The sequence below is a fragment of the Streptomyces sp. NBC_01717 genome (assembly GCF_036248255.1).
Taxonomy (GTDB): Bacteria; Actinomycetota; Actinomycetes; order Streptomycetales; family Streptomycetaceae; genus Streptomyces.
Genome location: NZ_CP109178.1, coordinates 6,303,230 through 6,320,436, shown reverse-complemented (window position 1 = coordinate 6,320,436; position 17,207 = coordinate 6,303,230). Strand labels below are relative to the sequence as shown.

General features: G+C 69.9%; 11 protein-coding genes and 3 tRNA genes. 4 read left to right on the top strand and 10 right to left on the bottom strand.

Annotation, left to right across the window (positions count from 1 at the left end; all coding sequences use genetic code 11):
- Positions 1 to 8: 8 nt before the first annotated feature.
- The 6 genes from OHB49_RS28470 to OHB49_RS28445 all read right to left on the bottom strand — a co-directional run bounded on the left by OHB49_RS28470 (position 9) and on the right by OHB49_RS28445 (position 4,839).
- Positions 9 to 1,277, bottom strand: coding sequence for an MFS transporter (locus OHB49_RS28470; protein WP_329163884.1), 1,269 nt, complete (start codon positions 1,275 to 1,277; stop codon positions 9 to 11).
- Positions 1,278 to 1,321: 44 nt separating this feature from the next.
- Positions 1,322 to 3,205, bottom strand: a complete 1,884-nt coding sequence (locus OHB49_RS28465; protein WP_329163883.1) for an ABC transporter ATP-binding protein — start codon at positions 3,203 to 3,205, stop codon at positions 1,322 to 1,324.
- A 264-nt stretch (positions 3,206 to 3,469) separates the two neighbouring features.
- Positions 3,470 to 3,664, bottom strand: a complete 195-nt coding sequence (locus OHB49_RS28460) for a hypothetical protein (RefSeq protein WP_329163882.1) — start codon at positions 3,662 to 3,664, stop codon at positions 3,470 to 3,472.
- Between the two features lie 722 nt (positions 3,665 to 4,386).
- A tRNA-Ile gene (locus OHB49_RS28455) sits at positions 4,387 to 4,463 on the bottom strand.
- 225 nt (positions 4,464 to 4,688) lie between these two features.
- A tRNA-Asn gene (locus tag OHB49_RS28450) sits at positions 4,689 to 4,761 on the bottom strand.
- Positions 4,762 to 4,766: 5 nt separating this feature from the next.
- Positions 4,767 to 4,839: transfer RNA gene (locus OHB49_RS28445), tRNA-Asn, on the bottom strand.
- 204 nt (positions 4,840 to 5,043) lie between these two features.
- Between OHB49_RS28445 and OHB49_RS28440 the strand changes: the two genes are divergently transcribed.
- The 4 genes from OHB49_RS28440 (at position 5,044) to OHB49_RS28425 (ending at position 10,741) form a co-directional block, all read left to right on the top strand.
- Positions 5,044 to 5,349, top strand: a complete 306-nt coding sequence (locus tag OHB49_RS28440; protein ID WP_329166651.1) for a YtxH domain-containing protein — start codon at positions 5,044 to 5,046, stop codon at positions 5,347 to 5,349.
- Between the two features lie 60 nt (positions 5,350 to 5,409).
- Positions 5,410 to 6,855 (top strand): FGGY family carbohydrate kinase, encoded by a 1,446-nt coding sequence (locus OHB49_RS28435; RefSeq protein WP_329163881.1) that lies wholly within the window; start codon positions 5,410 to 5,412, stop codon positions 6,853 to 6,855.
- 227 nt (positions 6,856 to 7,082) lie between these two features.
- Positions 7,083 to 8,816, top strand: a complete 1,734-nt coding sequence (locus tag OHB49_RS28430; RefSeq protein ID WP_329163880.1) for an ABC transporter ATP-binding protein — start codon at positions 7,083 to 7,085, stop codon at positions 8,814 to 8,816.
- On the top strand, positions 8,816 to 10,741 hold the full coding sequence (locus OHB49_RS28425; protein WP_030970271.1) for an ABC transporter ATP-binding protein: 1,926 nt from the start codon (positions 8,816 to 8,818) through the stop codon (positions 10,739 to 10,741). Before OHB49_RS28430 ends, OHB49_RS28425 begins: the two co-directional genes overlap by 1 nt.
- A gap of 16 nt (positions 10,742 to 10,757) precedes the next feature.
- On the opposite strand, the gene OHB49_RS28420 is transcribed toward OHB49_RS28425, so the two are convergent.
- The 4 genes from OHB49_RS28420 to OHB49_RS28405 all read right to left on the bottom strand — a co-directional run bounded on the left by OHB49_RS28420 (position 10,758) and on the right by OHB49_RS28405 (position 17,174).
- On the bottom strand, positions 10,758 to 11,876 hold the full coding sequence (locus OHB49_RS28420) for an RNA polymerase sigma factor (RefSeq protein WP_329163879.1): 1,119 nt from the start codon (positions 11,874 to 11,876) through the stop codon (positions 10,758 to 10,760).
- Between the two features lie 225 nt (positions 11,877 to 12,101).
- Entirely contained in the window at positions 12,102 to 14,006 is a 1,905-nt protein-coding gene (dnaG, locus tag OHB49_RS28415) for a DNA primase (RefSeq protein ID WP_329163878.1), read from the bottom strand.
- A 151-nt stretch (positions 14,007 to 14,157) separates the two neighbouring features.
- The gene (locus OHB49_RS28410; RefSeq protein WP_030970267.1) at positions 14,158 to 15,417 is read right to left on the bottom strand and encodes an NAD(P)/FAD-dependent oxidoreductase; all 1,260 of its coding nucleotides are present in this window, start codon (positions 15,415 to 15,417) and stop codon (positions 14,158 to 14,160) included.
- 446 nt (positions 15,418 to 15,863) lie between these two features.
- A complete protein-coding gene (locus OHB49_RS28405; protein ID WP_329163877.1) occupies positions 15,864 to 17,174 on the bottom strand; it encodes a deoxyguanosinetriphosphate triphosphohydrolase in 1,311 nt (436 codons plus the stop codon).
- Positions 17,175 to 17,207 lie beyond the last annotated feature (33 nt).

The window sequence follows — 17,207 nt, the reverse complement described above, 5'->3', positions numbered from 1 at the left end:
CGGCCCGGTCAGGGCTGCGGATCCCGGGCGTCGTACCGGGCGAACCCCCGCCACTTCAGCGCGAGCAGCGACACCGCGATCACGCATGCGATGCCGCCCCCGGTGGCCGCCACCGTCGGGGACGCCAGATCGGCGACCGAACCCGCCAGGAAGTCCCCGAGCCTCGGCCCACCGGCCACCACCACGATGAACACGCCCTGCAGCCGCCCCCGCATCTCGTCCGGCACCGCCGCCTGGAGCATGGTGTTCCGGAAGACCATCGAGACGGTGTCCGCGCAGCCGGCGAGCGCCAGCAGGACCAGCCCGAGCCAGAGCTGACGGGTCAGCCCGAAGACGGCGATGGCGCTGCCCCAGCAGGTCACGGCGGCGATCACCGCGAGCCCGTGCCGTCTGATCCGGCTCAGCCAGCCGGAGAACACCCCGCCCAGCAGTGCGCCCAGCGCCGGAGCCGCGACCAGCAGCCCGGTGGTCTTCGCGTCACCGCCGTACCAGAGCACGGCGACGACCGGGAAGAGCGCCCGCGGGTGGGCGAGGACCATGGCGCACAGATCGGTGAAGAAGGTCATCCGCAGAACGGGACGCGCCGCCAGGAAGCGCAGCCCGCCCACCACGGACGCCCGCTTCTCGCTCCCCGCGTCGACCCCGCGCTCGGGGAGCATCGAGGGCAGCCGCCACATCGCGTACAGCGCGGCCGTGAAGGTGACGGCGTCGACGGTGTACGCGGCCCGGTACCCCCACCAGCCGACCATGAGTCCGCCCAGCATCGGCCCGACCAGCGCACCGGTGGTGCTGGTGATGGAGCTGAGCGCGTTTGCGGCAGGCAGCTGCTCGGCCGGCAGGAGGCGCGCGACCATCGAGCTGCGGGCCGGTGAGTTGAGCGCGAAGCAGACCGCCTGCAGCGCGACGACCGCGTACAGCAGCCCCAGCTGCTCGACCCCGGCGACGCTCGCGGCGACCAGTGCGACAGCGAGGACGAACGAACCGAAGGAGCTGGCCAGCCCCAGTTTGCGCCGGTCTACGGTGTCCGCGACGGCCCCGCCGTACAGCCCGAAGACGACCAGCGGCAGAAACGAACAGAACCCGATGAGCCCGACCGAGAAGGCGGACCCGGTGATGTCGTACACCTGGAGCGACACGGCAAGCGCCGTCATCCCCTGCCCGATCCAGGAGACCGTGTTCCCGAACCAGAGCCGCCGGTAGTCGGGTGAGGTACGCAGCGGCGTCAGGTCGGCGAGTATGCGCGTGCGATGTACAGGTTCTTCGGTCGTTTCGGTCACAGCGGATGGTAACGACCGGTCCGGAGCCGGTTCCCTCTAGGTCCCTACCTCCAATGGATTCCCGATGGGCGCGCATGCTTGGCGTATGCGTTCACGGTGCCGTTGCGACGCGAGGGCTTGGCGTCGAACAGCGTGGCGTACAGGCCGCTCCGGTCCAGCAGTTGGGTGTGCGTGCCCGACTCCACCAGACGCCCCTCGTCCAGCACCAGGATGCGGTCGGCGTCGGTGGCGAGGGCCAGGTCGTGCGTGATGACGATGGTGGTGCGTCCCTCGGCGAGGCGTCGCAGCGGGCCGAGGATGCGCTGTGCGGCCAGTGCGTCCAGGCCGGTGGTGGGCTCGTCGAGAAGGAGAACGGGCGCGTCGCGGACCATGGCACGGGCGATCGCGATGCGCTGCAGCTGACCGCCGGAGAGGCGGGACGTGCCTGGTGAGACAACGGTCTTGTAGCCGTCGGGAAGGGCACGGATGAAGTCGTGCGCGTCGGCTGCCCGCGCGGCCTCCTCGATGTCACGGAGGGTCGTATCGGTGCGCCCGCACGCGATGTTCTGCTCGATGGTGTCGTGCAGGACGAGAGTGTCCTGCGGCAGCAGCGTGATGTTCCGGCGCAGGTAGGTCAGCGGCAGCTGGTCCACGGATGTGCCGTCCAGCCGGATGCTGCCGACGTCCGGGTCGTAGAACCTCAGCAGCAGAGCGGCCAGGGTCGACTTGCCGGCTCCGCTGGGGCCGGTGATGACCAGCAGTTCGCCGGGGACCGCAGTGAACGAGAGACCGCGGAGAACCGGCTCAGGGTTGCCGGGGTAGTGGAAGTCGACCTGCTGCGCCTCCACCTCGCCGACGGCGCGCCGCCGGGCCGGGGCCGCGACGGACGCGCCCGGGTCGGTGACGGTTGGCTTGGTGTCGAGGATCTCCAGAAGCCGCTCGGCTCCGGCGGTCGCGGCGGTGGCCGTCAGACCGAGCTGACCCAGGGAGCGGATCGGCGGGTAGAGGGAACCGATGAAGGCGGCGAAGGCGAGGAGCTGACCGAGTGTGATCCCGCCCGTGGAGATCTGCCACGCCCCGAGACCGATGATCACCAGGACGCACACGGTTTCGAGGACCTCTACGAGTTGCTCGTAGAGCTCGGCGAGCCGGGTGCCTCTCACCGCTGCCTTGAACCGGGCACGCGCCTTGCCGAGGAGCCGTTCCTCCTCGTCGTGCTGCCTGTTGTACGCCTGGGTCATGACGACGTTGACCAGCGTCTCCTCGACCACGGCAGTGATGGCACCGTCCGCCGCACGTCCGCGCCGGGACACCGCGCGCAGAGGCCCCGTGAACACGCGGGTGACGAGGTAGAAGAGCGGGATCATGGCAAAGGTGGCGAGGGCAAGTTTCCAGCTCAGCCACGCGGCGGCGGCAGCGTAGAAGAAGGTGTTGAAGAGGGCGGTCGCAGCCCCGACGATGCCGGAGACCACGAGGGCTTCGATGGCTTCCACATCGCCGGTGAGCCGCTCGACCAGGTCACCACGGCGATTGCGCTGGTAGAAGTGGGGCGGCAGCGTCTGCAGATGACTGAAGACGCGCGCCCGCAGCCGCATCACGAAGCGTTCGGCGGTCCATACCGCGAGCGAGCTGCACAGATACCCCACGATCGCACCGATGACGGCCACGGTGAGCCACTGACCAGCAGGTTTCCAGAAGGCACTGACGGATCCCTGCTGCAGAGCGTTGTCGGTCAGTTCCGCGAAGAGAAGGATGGTGATGGTCTCCGCGACCGCGGTCACGGCGGCGAGGGCGCAGATGAGCAGGAGCCAGCGCCGGTCGCCATAGGTGAGCGGCCAGAACCGCCGGAACGACCGCACCACGCTGATGGGGTCGGTACGGATCGGAACGTCCGTCACCGATTCCGGGGGCGGCTCGTCGGGGCGCGCGAGGGGGCCGAGAAGGCGCATGGGCCTCACATCACTGAGGAGTGCGGAATGCGGACAACGGCCGGAGCCCGCTCCCGGATCGGGGCGGGATCACAGCGCGATCTGCGATGCCGTCGTGATTCAAGCCTTGAAGAGCGCCTGCGGAACGCCTGCCAGGGGCCGCAGGCCGACATGATCCGAACGGGAGGCCCCTGGGGCGCGGGCCCCAAAACCACGAGGCGTGACCCGCGCGGTCGCGCGGGCCAGCCTCGTGTAAGGGGTTTGGGGATTCTGGGTGGTCGGGGATTAGCGGAAGCCGCCGTAGCCGCCGTAGCCGCCGTAGCCGCCGTAACCGCCGCGGCCTCGACGTCCGAAGCCGCCGCGTCCACGCCGACCGAAGCCGTAGCCGTAGCCGCCGTAACCGCCGTAGCCGCCGTAGCCGCCCCAGCCGCCCCAACGACCCCTGCCACCCCCATGGCGGAAGATGTCACGAACGTTCATCTTCGCCTCCTTTGGGAAGTAGTTCGGTGTGCCGCTCCCTGTTTCTGCCGCGGCACTACCGACACTACGACGCCTTAACGGGACCAACAAGTCGTACGCGTACGAATTCGGGCAAAAGCCGCATTTCCCGGTAAATATTCGAGGTATCGCCCTGCATGACACACGGGCACAAAGGGGTCTGCAGGGCGCCTCATCGGCACAACGGGGCCCACCCGCAGCGCCCCTGGCGAAAACCGGCCGCAGCAGCCCCGCGCCCCCGCAGATCCGGGTCCACGGCCGACAGATACCCACAGGCGCAGGCGGGGCGCGACGGGGCGGCCCCGGAGCGTGACGGCGGGCCGCTACCGTTCGAGGGCTCGCCGCGGAGTCGCGATGAGTCAAATGCGTTGCTAACGCAAAGGAAATTGCCCGTACTGAGCGTCAGGGGGGCAGACGCGGGACGCCACAGCTCCCGCACGCCCTCTCAACGCCGCTGACAGCCGGCCCACTTGACGTATGCCCGGACGAAACGGGTCGGTGCGTGCGGAGTTCGGGCTCCGCGGGAGGCCTCGCACAGAGCCCCGGCCGCATGTGCGGCCGGGGCTCCGTCCTGCTCCGATCCGTCGGCCGCTGAGCCGACAGGGGGCCCTCGAAGGGCCTTCAGCGTGTCTTGCACATTCGACGCTGCCGCGTGTGCATCCTTGTTTCCAGAAGGCTGGAACGTTCCTGCGCTGCAGCCGCCGTGGTGGGGCGGGTGGGACTCGAACCCACGGCCGACGGATTATGAGTCCGCTGCTCTAACCGGCTGAGCTACCGCCCCTTTTCGGCGTGGCGCGCACATGTGTGCGCGCCGTCTGCCGCAGCATAGCCGGTCATACGATCTCTCGCTCCGGATGGTCGGCTTCGCCTGACCATGAGGACTGTGCTGCTCGCTGCCCGGTTCCGGACGGTGTGGCGTAGACACGAAAGAGTCCGGCTCCGGCCGTCGAACCACCCTCCGGCCCGGCACGCGAAAAAGGACCCCGAAGGGCCCTCTTCCGTTCCGCTCCCCCGACTGGACTCGAACCAGTAACCCTCCGGTTAACAGCCGAATGCTCTGCCAATTGAGCTACAGGGGATCGCGCTCCCCCGACTGGACTCGAACCAGTAACCTGCCGGTTAACAGCCGGCTGCTCTGCCAATTGAGCTACAGGGGATTGCTGCGTTTGCACCGAACCCTACCTGCCTGGCTGCTGCCGGGCGGCGCGCGTTCGCTGCGACACATACATTAGCGCAAGCGGGGGGGTGCTCCGCCAATCGGTATCGCCCCGGGTGATCTCGGGCCCCGGCGGGTAGGCGGGCAGCACACGTCGCACCGAGCACATACGCAGCAAGCACGGAGCAGGAGAAGGGTGGCAGCCATGCGGTACCGGCTCACGTTCATCGCCGGCCTGGCCCTCGGTTACGTCATCGGCACACGGGCCGGACGCGAGCGCTACGAGCAGCTGAAGAAGTCCGCACGTCAGATCGCCCAGAACCCGGCCGTGCGCAATACCGCCGAGTCCGCGGCACAGAGCAGCCGCGAGTTCGCGGGCAAGGCGTACCACGCGGTGAGCGTCAAGGTCGGTGACAAGGTGCCCGCCTCGGTGGCCGAGCGGGTGCGGTCGGTGCGGGAGCGGAGCCAGGGCCGGGGTGTCGAGGACGACTGGGGCACCAGCAACACGTGACAGGGGTGGCCGCCCGCCTTCCGTACGGGAAAGCTCCGGCGGTGCGGCAGAATCTTCATCATGGGCATAGTCGCCGGCTTGGACAGTTCTTCGGCCTTCACACACATCGTCGTCTGCGATGCGGACACGGGTGCCGTACTCCGGCAGGGGTACGCCGCACATCCCGTCGAGGCGAAGGCCACCGAGGCCGATCCGCAGGTGTGGCTGCTCTCACTCGGTGAGGCGGCCACCGGCGGGTTGCTCGAAGGCGTCCAGGCCATCGGCGTGTCCGCGCAACAGCACGGTCTGGTGCCGCTCGACCGGCAGGGCAACCTCGTACGTCCGGCACTGCTCGGCAACGACAAGCGCGCGCAGGTCGCCGCGGCCGATCTGATCGACGGGCTCGGCGGGCGGCAGGCCTGGGCCCAGGCGGTCGGGGCCGTGCCGCAGGCCGCGCAACCGGTGTCGAAGCTGCGATGGCTGGCGCGGACCGAGCCGGAGGCGGCGCAGCGGGTCGCTTCGGTGCTGCAGCCGCACGACTGGCTGGTCTGGCAACTGCTGGGCCGGCCGAACCGGCGGACCACCGACCGGGGTGCCGCGTCGGGGACGGGGTACTGGTCGGCGGAAAGCGGTGCGTACCGGCCCGATCTGGTGGAGCTCGCGCTCGGGCACCAGGCTGCGCTGCCTGAGGTACTGGGCCCCGCCGATGCGGCAGGGACGACGCCGGAGGGGCTGCTGATCTCGGCCGGGACCGGCGAGACGATGGCGGCGGCGTTCGGGCTCGGGGTCGGGCCCGGCGACGCGGTGGTGTCGCTGGGAGCCTCGGGTTCGGTGATGGCGGTGCACCACGAGGCGCTGGCCGATCCGTCCGGGATGATCACGTCGTTCGCGGATGCCACCGGGATGCATCTGCCGGTCGTGTACACGCTCAATGCGGTGCGTGCGCTGCGGGGCACCGCCGAGATGCTGGGCCTGGAGGGTCTGGAGGAGCTGTCCGCGCTGGCGCTGAAGTCGACGCCGGGCGCGTCCGGGCTCGTACTTCTGCCGTATCTGGAAGGCGAGCGCACCCCGCATCTGCCGCACACCGCGGGCACGCTGAGCGGGCTGCGGCGGGAGTCGATGAAGCCGGAGCATCTGGCGCGGGCGGCGTTCGAGGGGATGCTGTGCTCGCTGGCCGACGCACTCGATGTGCTGCGTGGCCGCGGGGTCGAGGTGCGGCGGGTGTTCCTGCTGGGTGCGGCCGCCGAGCTGCCTGCCGTGCAGGGACTTGCGCCCGCGCTCTTCGGTACGCAGGTCGTCGTACCGCAGCCGGCCGAGTACGCGGCGCTGGGTGCTGCCCGGCAGGCGGCCTGGGCGCTGGGGGTCTCGCAGGGGACGCTCGATCCGCGCACCCCGCCGGCCTGGCAGGGCGCGGCGGCGCAGGTGCTGGAGCCGGGCGAGGAGCTGCCGGTCGGTCAGGCGGTGCGGCAGCAGTACAGGGCGACGCGGGACCAGATCCATCCCGAGGCGTTCGACTCCGCGCCCTGATCCGACCGCTCCGGGCGACATAGGGCTGTCCCGTGATCCCTGGTCGCGCGCCCGCCAGGGATCACGGGACAGTCCTGAGGCCGGTCCGCCGGCCGGAGGTTCGGTCTCCGGCAGGTGGACCGGGTCTCGTTTTTGACCTGGGCTTGAGGAAAAACGTTCGCGGTCACGGCGGGCCTTGCCGGAAAATGAGTCGACTCCCGACCTCCTGCCGACTCCGAGAGACACGCGTGCTCATAAAACTCCTGCGGGCCTATCTCGGCCCGTACAAAAAACCGATCATGCTGTTGGTGGCTCTCCAGCTGCTGCAGACCTGCGCCACCCTCTATCTCCCCTCCCTCAACGCCGACATCATTGACAACGGTGTCGTCGAAGGGGACACCGGCTACATCCTGGAGTACGGCGGCATCATGATCGCCGTCTCCATCGCCCAGGTCGTCTGCAACACGGGGGCCGTCTTCTACGGTGCGCGCACTGCGGCCGCGCTGGGCCGGGACGTCCGGGCGTCGGTCTTCGACCGGGTTCAGTCGTTCTCGGCACGTGAGGTCGGGCGCTTCGGGGCACCCTCGCTGATCACCCGAACGACCAATGACGTCCAGCAGGTCCAGATGCTGGTCCTGATGACGTTCACCATGATGGTCTCGGCGCCGATCATGTGTGTCGGCGGCATCATCATGGCGCTCGGCCAGGACGTTCCGCTGTCGGCGGTGCTGCTCGCGGTGGTGCCGGTGCTCGGCATCGCGGTGAGTCTCATCGTGCGGCGGATGCGGCCGCTGTTCCGCACGATGCAGGAGCGGCTCGACACGGTGAACCGGGTGCTGCGCGAGCAGATCACCGGCAACCGGGTCATCCGCGCCTTCGTCCGCGACGGGTACGAGGAGAAGCGGTTCCGCGGCGCCAACACCGAGTTGACCGATGTGGCGCTCTCCACCGGGCGTCTGATGGCGCTGATGTTCCCGACCGTGATGACGGTCGTGAACGTGTCGTCGATCGCCGTGGTCTGGTTCGGTGCGCACCGGATCGACAGCGGCGGGATGGAGATCGGCGCGCTGACCGCGTTCCTCTCCTACCTGATGCAGATCGTCATGTCCGTGATGATGGCCACCTTCATGTTCATGATGGTGCCGCGCGCCGAGGTGTGTGCCGAACGCATCCAGGAGGTGCTGGAGACCGACTCGAGCGTGGTGCCGCCGGTCAAGCCGGTGCGGGAACTGCGCGCTCACGGTCATCTGGAGGTGCGGACCGCGGACTTCCGCTACCCGGGCGCCGAGGAGCCGGTGTTGCGGTCGGTGGATCTGGTGGCACGCCCCGGCGAGACGACCGCGATCATCGGGTCGACGGGCAGCGGGAAGTCGACACTGCTCGGCCTCGTACCGCGGCTGTTCGATGTGACGGACGGTCAGGTGCTGGTCGACGGCACGGACGTGCGGACGCTGGAGCCGGCGCTGCTGGCGAAGACGGTGAGTCTGGTTCCGCAGAAGCCGTACCTGTTCTCCGGGACGGTCGCGACGAATCTGCGGTACGGAAACCCGGACGCGACCGACGAGGAGCTGTGGCACGCGCTGGAGGTCGCGCAGGCCAAGGAGTTCGTCGAGGAACTGGAGCACGGGCTGCACGCGCCGATCGCGCAGGGCGGCACCAATGTCTCCGGCGGGCAGCGGCAGCGACTCGCGATCGCGAGGACGCTGGTGCAGCGACCGGAGATCTATCTCTTCGACGACTCGTTCTCCGCGCTCGACTATGCGACGGATGCCGCGCTGCGCCGGGCGCTGTCGCAGGAGACGGCCGAGGCGACCGTGGTGATAGTGGCGCAGCGGGTGTCCACCATCCGTGACGCGGACCGGATCCTGGTGCTCGACGAGGGCCGGGTCGTCGGGTCCGGCACCCATCACGAGCTGATGGACGGCAATCAAACCTACCGGGAGATCGTGCTCTCCCAGCTGACGGAAGCGGAGGCCGCGTAATGGCCGGGCCTGGCGGACGCATGATGGCGGGCGGGGCGCCGACCGACCGGTCCATGGACTTCAAGGGGTCGTCGAAGCGGCTGCTGAAGCGCTTCGCGACGGAGAAGGCCTCGCTGTACGGGATGCTGGCGGCCTGCGTGCTGAGCGTCGGCCTCTCGGTGGTGGGACCGAAGATCCTCGGCAGGGCGACCGACCTGGTGTTCGCCGGGGTCATCGGCCGGCGGATGCCCGAGGGCACGACGAAGGAGCAGGCCGTCGAGGGCCTGCGCAAGACCAACAGCGGCCTGGCCGACCTGCTCTCCGGGGTCGACTTCACCCCGGGCCACGGCATCGACTTCGATGCGGTGGGCAACGTGCTGCTGACGGCGCTGGCGGTCTACGTCGGTGCCGGTCTGCTGATGCTGGTGGCCACCCGGCTGTCGATCCGGATCATCAACCGGGTCGTGTTCCAGCTGCGCGAGGACATCCAGACGAAGCTGTCGCGGCTGCCGCTGTCGTACTTCGACCGGGCCAAGCGCGGCGAGGTGCTCAGCCGGGCGACGAACGACATCGACAACATCTCTCAGACGATGCAGCAGACGATGGGCCAGCTCATCAACTCCCTGCTCACCATCGTCGGCGTGCTGGTCATGATGTTCTGGATCTCGCCGCTGCTGGCCCTGGTCGCGCTGGTGACGGTGCCGCTGTCGGTGGTCGTGGCGACGAAGGTCGGCAAGCGGTCGCAGCCGCAGTTCGTGCAGCAGTGGAAGGTGACGGGCAAGCTCAACGCCCATATCGAGGAGATGTACACCGGGCACACCCTGGTGAAGGTCTTCGGGCGGCAGGAGGAGTCCGCGAAGGACTTCGCCGAGCAGAACGACGCACTGTACGAGGCGAGCTTCCGGGCGCAGTTCAACAGCGGGGTCATGCAGCCGCTGATGATGTTCGTGTCGAACCTGAACTATGTGCTGATAGCCGTCGTCGGTGGGCTGCGGGTCGCGTCGGGCGCGCTGTCGATCGGTGACGTCCAGGCGTTCATCCAGTACTCGCGGCAGTTCTCGATGCCGCTGACGCAGGTCGCCTCGATGGCGAACCTGGTGCAGTCGGGTGTCGCCTCGGCCGAGCGGATCTTCGAGCTGCTGGACGCCGAGGAGCAGGGCCCCGACCCCGTGACGGGTGAGCGCCCGGCGGATCTGCTCGGCAGTGTCTCGCTGGAGAAGGTGTCGTTCCGTTACGAGCCGGACAAGCCGCTCATCGAGAATCTGTCGCTGAACGTCGAGCCGGGCCACACGGTCGCGATCGTCGGCCCGACCGGCGCCGGCAAGACGACGCTGGTCAACCTGCTGATGCGGTTCTACGAGGTGACGGGCGGCCGGATCGCACTCGACGGCGTCGACGTGGCGAAGATGTCGCGCGACGAGCTGCGGTCGGGGATCGGCATGGTCCTGCAGGACACCTGGCTGTTCGGCGGGTCGATCGCGGACAACATCGCGTACGGCGCTTCGCGCGAGGTCACCCGGGAGGAGATCGAGGAGGCGGCGAGGGCGGCCCACGCCGACCGCTTCATCCGTACCCTGCCGGACGGTTACGACACGGTGATCGACGACGAGGGCACCGGCGTCAGCGCGGGCGAGAAGCAGCTGATCACCATCGCGCGGGCGTTCCTGTCGGACCCGGTCATCCTGGTGCTCGACGAGGCGACGAGCTCCGTCGACACCCGTACCGAGGTGCTGATCCAGAAGGCGATGGCCCGTCTCGCGCACGGCCGTACGAGCTTTGTGATCGCGCACCGGCTCTCCACCATCCGGGACGCGGACGTCATCCTGGTGATGGAGAACGGGTCGATCGTCGAACAGGGCACGCACGACGAGCTGTTGGATGCGCAGGGGGCTTACGCCCGGCTGTACGCGGCGCAGTTCGCGCAGGCGGTCGCCGAGGTCGACTGATCTTCCCGGTACGACCTCAGTCCAGGTAGCCGCGGAGCTGGTCGGCGAAGGCGTGGTCCCGCAGCTTGTTGAGGGTCTTGGATTCGATCTGGCGGATGCGTTCGCGTGTCACGCCGAAGATCCGGCCTATCTCTTCGAGTGTGCGGGGCCGGCCGTCGTCCAGCCCGTAGCGCAGCTGGACCACCTTCCGCTCCCGCTCGCCCAAGGTGGAGAGCACCGCTTCGAGGTGCTCGCGCAGCAGCAGGAACGCGGCGGACTCCACAGGGGACGCCGCGTCTCCGTCCTCGATCAGGTCGCCGAGCGCGACGTCGTCCTCCTCGCCGACCGGTGCGTGCAGCGAGACGGGTTCCTGGGCGAGCCGCAGCACTTCGCCGACCCGTTCCGGCGTCAGGTCGAGCTGGGCGGCGACCTCTTCGGGCGTCGGCTCGTAGCCGCGCTCCTGGAGCATCCGGCGCTGGACCCGTACGACGCGGTTGATCAGCTCGACGACATGGACCGGCACCCTTATCGTCCGCGCCTGGTCGGCGAGGGCCCGGGACATGGCCTGCCGGATCCACCAGGTCGCGTACGTCGAGAACTTGTAGCCCCGGGCGTAGTCGAATTTCTCGACGGCCCTGATCAGTCCGAGGTTCCCCTCCTGGACCAGATCGAGCATGGTCAGTCCGCGGCCTACGTAGCGCTTGGCGACGGAGACGACGAGGCGCAGGTTCGCCTCGATCAGACGGCGCTTCGCCATCCGCCCCATGACCACCAACCGGTCGAGATCGACGGCGAGTCGGGAGTCCGGGTCCGGGGTGCTCGCGAGCCGCTCCTCGGCGAAGAGGCCTGCCTCGACGCGGCGGGCGAGCTCCACCTCGTCGGCGGCGGTGAGCAGCGGGATGCGTCCGATCTCCCGCAGGTACTGACGGAAGAGGTCGGAGGAGGGGCCGCCGCTGTCGGGGCGGCCGCGCGGCTCCGGGAGTTCGGGCACCTCCGCCTGCTCCTCCAGGACGGCGTCGGCTGCGACGACCGCCTCGGGCGGTTCCGACTGTTCGGGTCTCAGTGGGTCCACCGCTGCCTCCGGATGACGCATGGCCCGGTTCTGCGCGGGGACGGCCGAGACACGCTCGGTTGTGGTCAGGGTCCGGGTCTGCACGGGGGCGACCTCCAGGTGATCGCTGCCGGATCGCGGGGATGGGAGGTCCACCGTGCAGTGGGCCGACCGCGCTCCGATGACTCAGGCACCGCCCCCCAGTGTGGGGGAAGACACATCGCCGCCACGAGGGGCGTGCGCGGACTTTCTGAGTCCGTTCCGTAACCGGCCGGTTACACCCGGGGAGGCCGGCCCCGGCCACGCTCCGCCGGGCAGAACCAGAGCGCGTCAGAGCGCGTCGGCGCCGTTGTTGCGCAAGGACTGGGCGTACTGCTGGAGGACCCAGACCTCGTTCTGCGCGGCCGCCAGATGGTCGGGAGCCACATTGCTGCCGAGGCGGCTGAGGCTGCCCTGGACGTCGTTGATCCGGCGGTCGACGGCGCGCAGCCGGACCTTGACCAGGTGCTCGCCCGCGTACGCCTCGTCGATGGACTTTCCGTGGAAGACCTCCACGGCGAGCTCGGTGACCAGCTTGCGTACCGTGTCGTCGGGAGCGACACCCAGGACGCCGACCAGATACTCGCGGGTGTCGGCGAGGCCCCGCTCGGCGCCGCCCGCCTCCGCGATGCACTGCCGCACCGCCGCGTACGGCGGGGCGGTGAATTCGTCGACCCCGTAGGCGTCGAAGGCCGGGGAGACCAGGGCGGGCCGCTGCAGGGCGAGCTTGAGCAGCTCGCGCTCGGTGCGGTGGGCGGGGCTGCGGAGATGGAGCGCCGGGCCCGACGGGCCGGCGGGGGGCCGGGCCTGCTGGTGCTGTGGGCCGCCGCGGGTGGGCGCGGGGGCGGGGCCTCGGTCGCCGCGGTCGCGGGCCCAGCGGGCCAGCTGGGCGACGCGCTTGACGACGAACTGGGTGTCGAGGATGCCGAGCATCCCGGCCAGCTGGACGGCGACCTCGTGCTGCGAGGAGCTGTTCTTGATCCGGGCGACGACGGGGGCGGCCTCGTCGAGGGCGGCGCCGCGGCCCGCGGGGGTCTCCAGGTCGTACCGCCCGACGATCTGGCGGAGCGCGAACTCGAAGAGCGGCGTGCGGGGTTCGACCAGGTCGCGGACGGCCTCGTCGCCCTTGACGAGCCGCAGATCGCAGGGGTCCATGTTGTCCGGGGCGATCGCGATGTACGTCTCCGCGGCGAACTTCTGGTCGTCCTCGAAGGCCCGCAGGGCGGCCTTCTGGCCGGCCGCGTCACCGTCGAACGTGAAGATCACCCGGGCGCTGCCGTTGTCCATCAGGAGCCGGCGGAGGATCTTGATGTGGTCGCCGCCGAAGGCCGTACCGCAGGTGGCGATGGCGGTGGTGATGCCGGCGAGGTGGCAGGCCATGACGTCGGTGTAGCCCTCGACGACGACGGCCCGGCTGGCCTTCGCGATGTCCTTCTTCGCGAGGTCGATGCCGTACAGCACCTGCGACTTCTTGTAGATCGCGGTCTCGGGGGTGTTGAGGTACTTCGGCCCGTTGTCGTCGTCGCGGAGCTTGCGGGCACCGAAGCCGACGACCTCGCCGGACGTGTCGCTGATCGGCCACATCAGCCGGCCGCGGAAGCGGTCGATGGGACCGCGGCGGCCGTCCTGGGAGAGGCCCGAGGTGATCAGCTCCCGGTCGCTGAACCCCTTGCCCCGGAGGTAGCGGGTGAGGTGGTCCCAGCCGGCCGGGCTGTAGCCGACGCCGAAGTGAGCGGCCGCCGCCTGGTCGAAGCCGCGCTCGGCGAGGAACTTCCGGCCGATCTCCGCCTCGGGACTGTCCAGCTGCTCGACATAGAACTGGGCGGCGGCCTTGTGCGCCTCCACCAGCCGGATGCGCTCGCCACGCTGGTGGGAGGGGTTGTAGCCGCCCTCCTCGTAGCGCAGGGTGATGCCCGCCTTGGCGGCGAGGCGCTCGACCGTCTCGGAGAAGGAGAGGTGGTCGATCTTCATCACGAACGCGATGGTGTCGCCGCCCTCCTGGCAGCCGAAGCAGTGGAAGAGTCCCTTGCTCGGGCTGACCTGGAAGGAGGGCGACTTCTCGTCGTGGAACGGGCAGAGCCCCTTGAGGTTGCCCCCGCCCGCGTTCCGCAGCTGGAGGTACTCCGAAACGACGGCGTCGATCGGGACCGCGTCCCGGACCGCCTTCACATCGTCGTCATTGATCCTGCCTGCCACGGGTGAAGTCTACGGGTGAGGGCGGACAGCAGGAGTGCACGGTCGTCGTCGCGGACGCCGGACGGGACCCTGATCACGACCGCCCGGCGACCGAACACGCGACGGAGAAGACGGTGGGGAGGAAGGCGCCAGAACACCGTCCTGATACGGCTCAGATCAGCGACTCCAGCGGCACCGACGGGTCCGCGAGCGCGTCCGGGTCGATCTGCCGGCCGGTCCGGATCAGCTCCTGCACGGTCTCGGTGACATCCCACACATTGACGTTCATCCCGGCCAGCACCCTGCGGTCCTTCAGCCAGAACGCGATGAACTCCCGCTTGCCCGCGTCGCCGCGGATGACGACCTGGTCGTACGAGCCCGGCGGCGCCCAGCCCGAGTATTCGAGCCCCAGGTCGTACTGGTCGGAGAAGAAGTACGGCACGCGGTCGTAGCCGACGTCCCGGCCGAGCATGGCGCGGGCCGCGGCCGGGCCGCTGTTCAGCGCGTTCGCCCAGTGCTCCACCCGCAGACGGGTGCCGAACAGGGGGTGCGGCATGTTGGCCACGTCCCCGGCGGCGTAGATGTCCGGGTCGGAGGTGCGCAGCGAGGCGTCGACCGCGATGCCGCCGCCGTCGCCGCGGGCGGCGATCGCGAGACCGGCGGCTTCGGCGAGGGCGGCGCGCGGGGCGGCGCCGATCGCGGCGAGGACGTCGTGGGCGGGGTGTTCCTCGCCGTCGTCGGTGCGGGCGGCGAGGACCATGCCGTCCTGACCGATGATCTCGGTGAGCCTGGTGCCGAAGTGGAAGCGGACGCCGTGGTCGCTGTGGAGTTCGGTGAAGATCTGGCCGAGCTCGGGGCCGATGACCCGGAGCAGCGGGGTCGCCTCCGGCTCGACGACGGTGACCTCGGCACCGTATCCCCGGGCCGCCGCCGCGACCTCCAGGCCGATCCAGCCGGCCCCGGCGATCACCAGATGGCCGTTGTCGCGGCCGAGCGCGGACAGCACGTTCTTCAGCCGGTCTGCGTGGGCGAGGCGGCGCAGATGGTGGACGCCGGCCAGGTCCGTACCGGGGATGTCGAGGCGGCGTGGTTCGGCGCCGGTGGCGAGCAGCAGCTTGTCGTAGTGGATGACGGTGCCGTCGCCGAGCTCCACGGAGCGCGCGCCACGGTCGATGGCGGTGACGGGCTGGCCGAGGTGGAGCTCCACGTCGGCGCCCGCGTACCAGGCCGTCTCATGGACGAAGACGCTTTCCCGGGCCTCCTTGCCGGCCAGATAGCCCTTGGAGAGGGGAGGTCGTTCGTACGGATGGTCACGCTCATCGCCGACCAGGATCACCCGGCCGCTGAAACCCTCCGAACGGAGTGTCTCGGCTGCCTTCGCTCCTGCCAGTCCTCCCCCGACGATGACGAACGTCCGATGTGCGTCGACCACTTTGGTGCCTCCTCGGTGCTTGCTTCGCTCCGCCGCCACCTGCGAGCGTCCCGCACGCAGCGTGATGGCGAAAGAGGGTGTACCCCGATCAGGTCACGCCCGGTGGCCGCAGGCCGGGGCCGACGCCGCGCGGAACGGGCCCCTGGCGGAGCCGCGCGGCCGCCCGGCGTGGCATGTGCTCCCAGCACATCACCTGCACCGTTGCTGACCGTCATCGCCGCGCCCCCACGGCCGCAGGACTTGCCCGGGGCGCCGAACAGCCAGGCGAGAATTCGCGTGTGGGGGCCACCACCCGTATCCCGGGCGGCGGCTCATCGGGGCGCCTGTCGCCCACGACGCACAAGTGGCCCGGCGCGCGGGCGGCCGGTCCGCGTCCGGGCAGGACGCGCGATGGCGGGGCGCTCAGGGCCGGGGCGTACCCGGGGCACCCGCCCGGGGCCGGTCGCTCACCGCCCCGGGGAGGTGAGCGAGGTGTGCAGTGAGCGGGCCGAGGCGTCCGTGAGGGCCGCGATCTGGTCGACCAGGACGCGCTTGCGGGACCGGTCGTCGCAGGCGTGCTCGTACAGCGCGCGGAACTGTGGTTCCAGGCCGTCCGGGCCGCGCGCGGTCAGCGCCGCGGCGAGTTCCGCGATGACGATCCGCTGTTCGGCACGGATCGCTTCCTGTTCGGCGCGCTGCATCACATAGCGGTCGGCCACCGCTTTCAGGACGGCGCATTCATTGCGTGCCTCGCGCGGGACGACGAGTTCGGCCGCGTACCTGCGGAGGCGACCGGCTCCGTACGCCTGGCGGGTGGCGGTCTCGGCGGCGAGGCAGAGCCGGCCGATCAGCTGGCTCGTCGCGTCCTTCAGCCGGGCCTGGGCGACGGCGGATCCGTCGTAGTTGTGCGGCCACCACTCCTGGCCGACGAGCCGGTCGAGGGCGTCGGCCAGCTCCTGCGGGTCGGTGTCGGGCGGGACGTAACGCCCGATCGCCACGTCCCAGATCTCGCGCCGCTCCGGCTCCGCGAAGAGACAGTTGGGGTCGATGTGGCCGGCGTGCAGACCGTCCTCGAAGTCGTGCACCGAGTAGGCGACGTCGTCGGACCAGTCCATCACCTGGGCCTCGAAGCACTTGCGGTGCGACGGGGCGCCCTTGCGGGCCCACTCGAAGACCGGCAGGTCGTCCTCGTACACCCCGAATTTCCGGGAGCCGGGTTCGGTGGGGTGGCCACCGCGCGGCCACGGATACTTGGTGGCGGCGTCCAGCGCCGCCCGGGTCAGATTGAGCCCGACGCTGACCAGTTCACCGGTCCGCACATCGCGCACGAACCGCTTCGGCTCCAGCCGGGTCAGCAGCCGCAGCGACTGGGCGTTGCCCTCGAAGCCGCCGCAGTCGGAGGCGAAGTCGTTGAGCGCCTGCTCACCGTTGTGCCCGAACGGCGGGTGGCCCATGTCGTGCGCCAGACAGGCCGTCTCGACCAGATCGGGGTCGCAGCCGAGCGCGGCCCCTAGCTCCCGGCCGACCTGGGCACATTCCAGGGAGTGCGTGAGTCTGGTCCGGGGGCTGGCGTCCCAGGCGAGGCTGCGGGTGCCGGGCGTGACGACCTGGGTCTTCCCGGCGAGTCTGCGCAGCGCGGCGGAGTGCAGCACGCGGGCGCGGTCCCGCTGAAAGGCGGTGCGGCCCGGTCGTTTGTCGGGCTCGGTGTCCCAGCGCTCGGTGTCGGCCGCGCCATAGGGCGTGATGCCGTGTTCCTGTGTGCCCCGCGTACCGTCCATGGTCCCGACAGTAAACGGCCAAACCGACAAGAA

Excerpts from the sequence above, each read along its gene's own strand:
- OHB49_RS28465 (WP_329163883.1), bottom strand. The coding sequence starts at position 3,205 with ATGCGCCTTCTCGGCCCCCTCGCGCGCCCCGACGAGCCGCCCCCGGAA.
- OHB49_RS28460 (WP_329163882.1), bottom strand. The coding sequence starts at position 3,664 with ATGAACGTTCGTGACATCTTCCGCCATGGGGGTGGCAGGGGTCGTTGG.
- OHB49_RS28440 (WP_329166651.1), top strand. The coding sequence starts at position 5,044 with ATGCGGTACCGGCTCACGTTCATCGCCGGCCTGGCCCTCGGTTACGTC.
- OHB49_RS28435 (WP_329163881.1), top strand. The coding sequence starts at position 5,410 with ATGGGCATAGTCGCCGGCTTGGACAGTTCTTCGGCCTTCACACACATC.
- OHB49_RS28425 (WP_030970271.1), top strand. The coding sequence starts at position 8,816 with ATGGCCGGGCCTGGCGGACGCATGATGGCGGGCGGGGCGCCGACCGAC.
- OHB49_RS28405 (WP_329163877.1), bottom strand. The coding sequence starts at position 17,174 with ATGGACGGTACGCGGGGCACACAGGAACACGGCATCACGCCCTATGGC.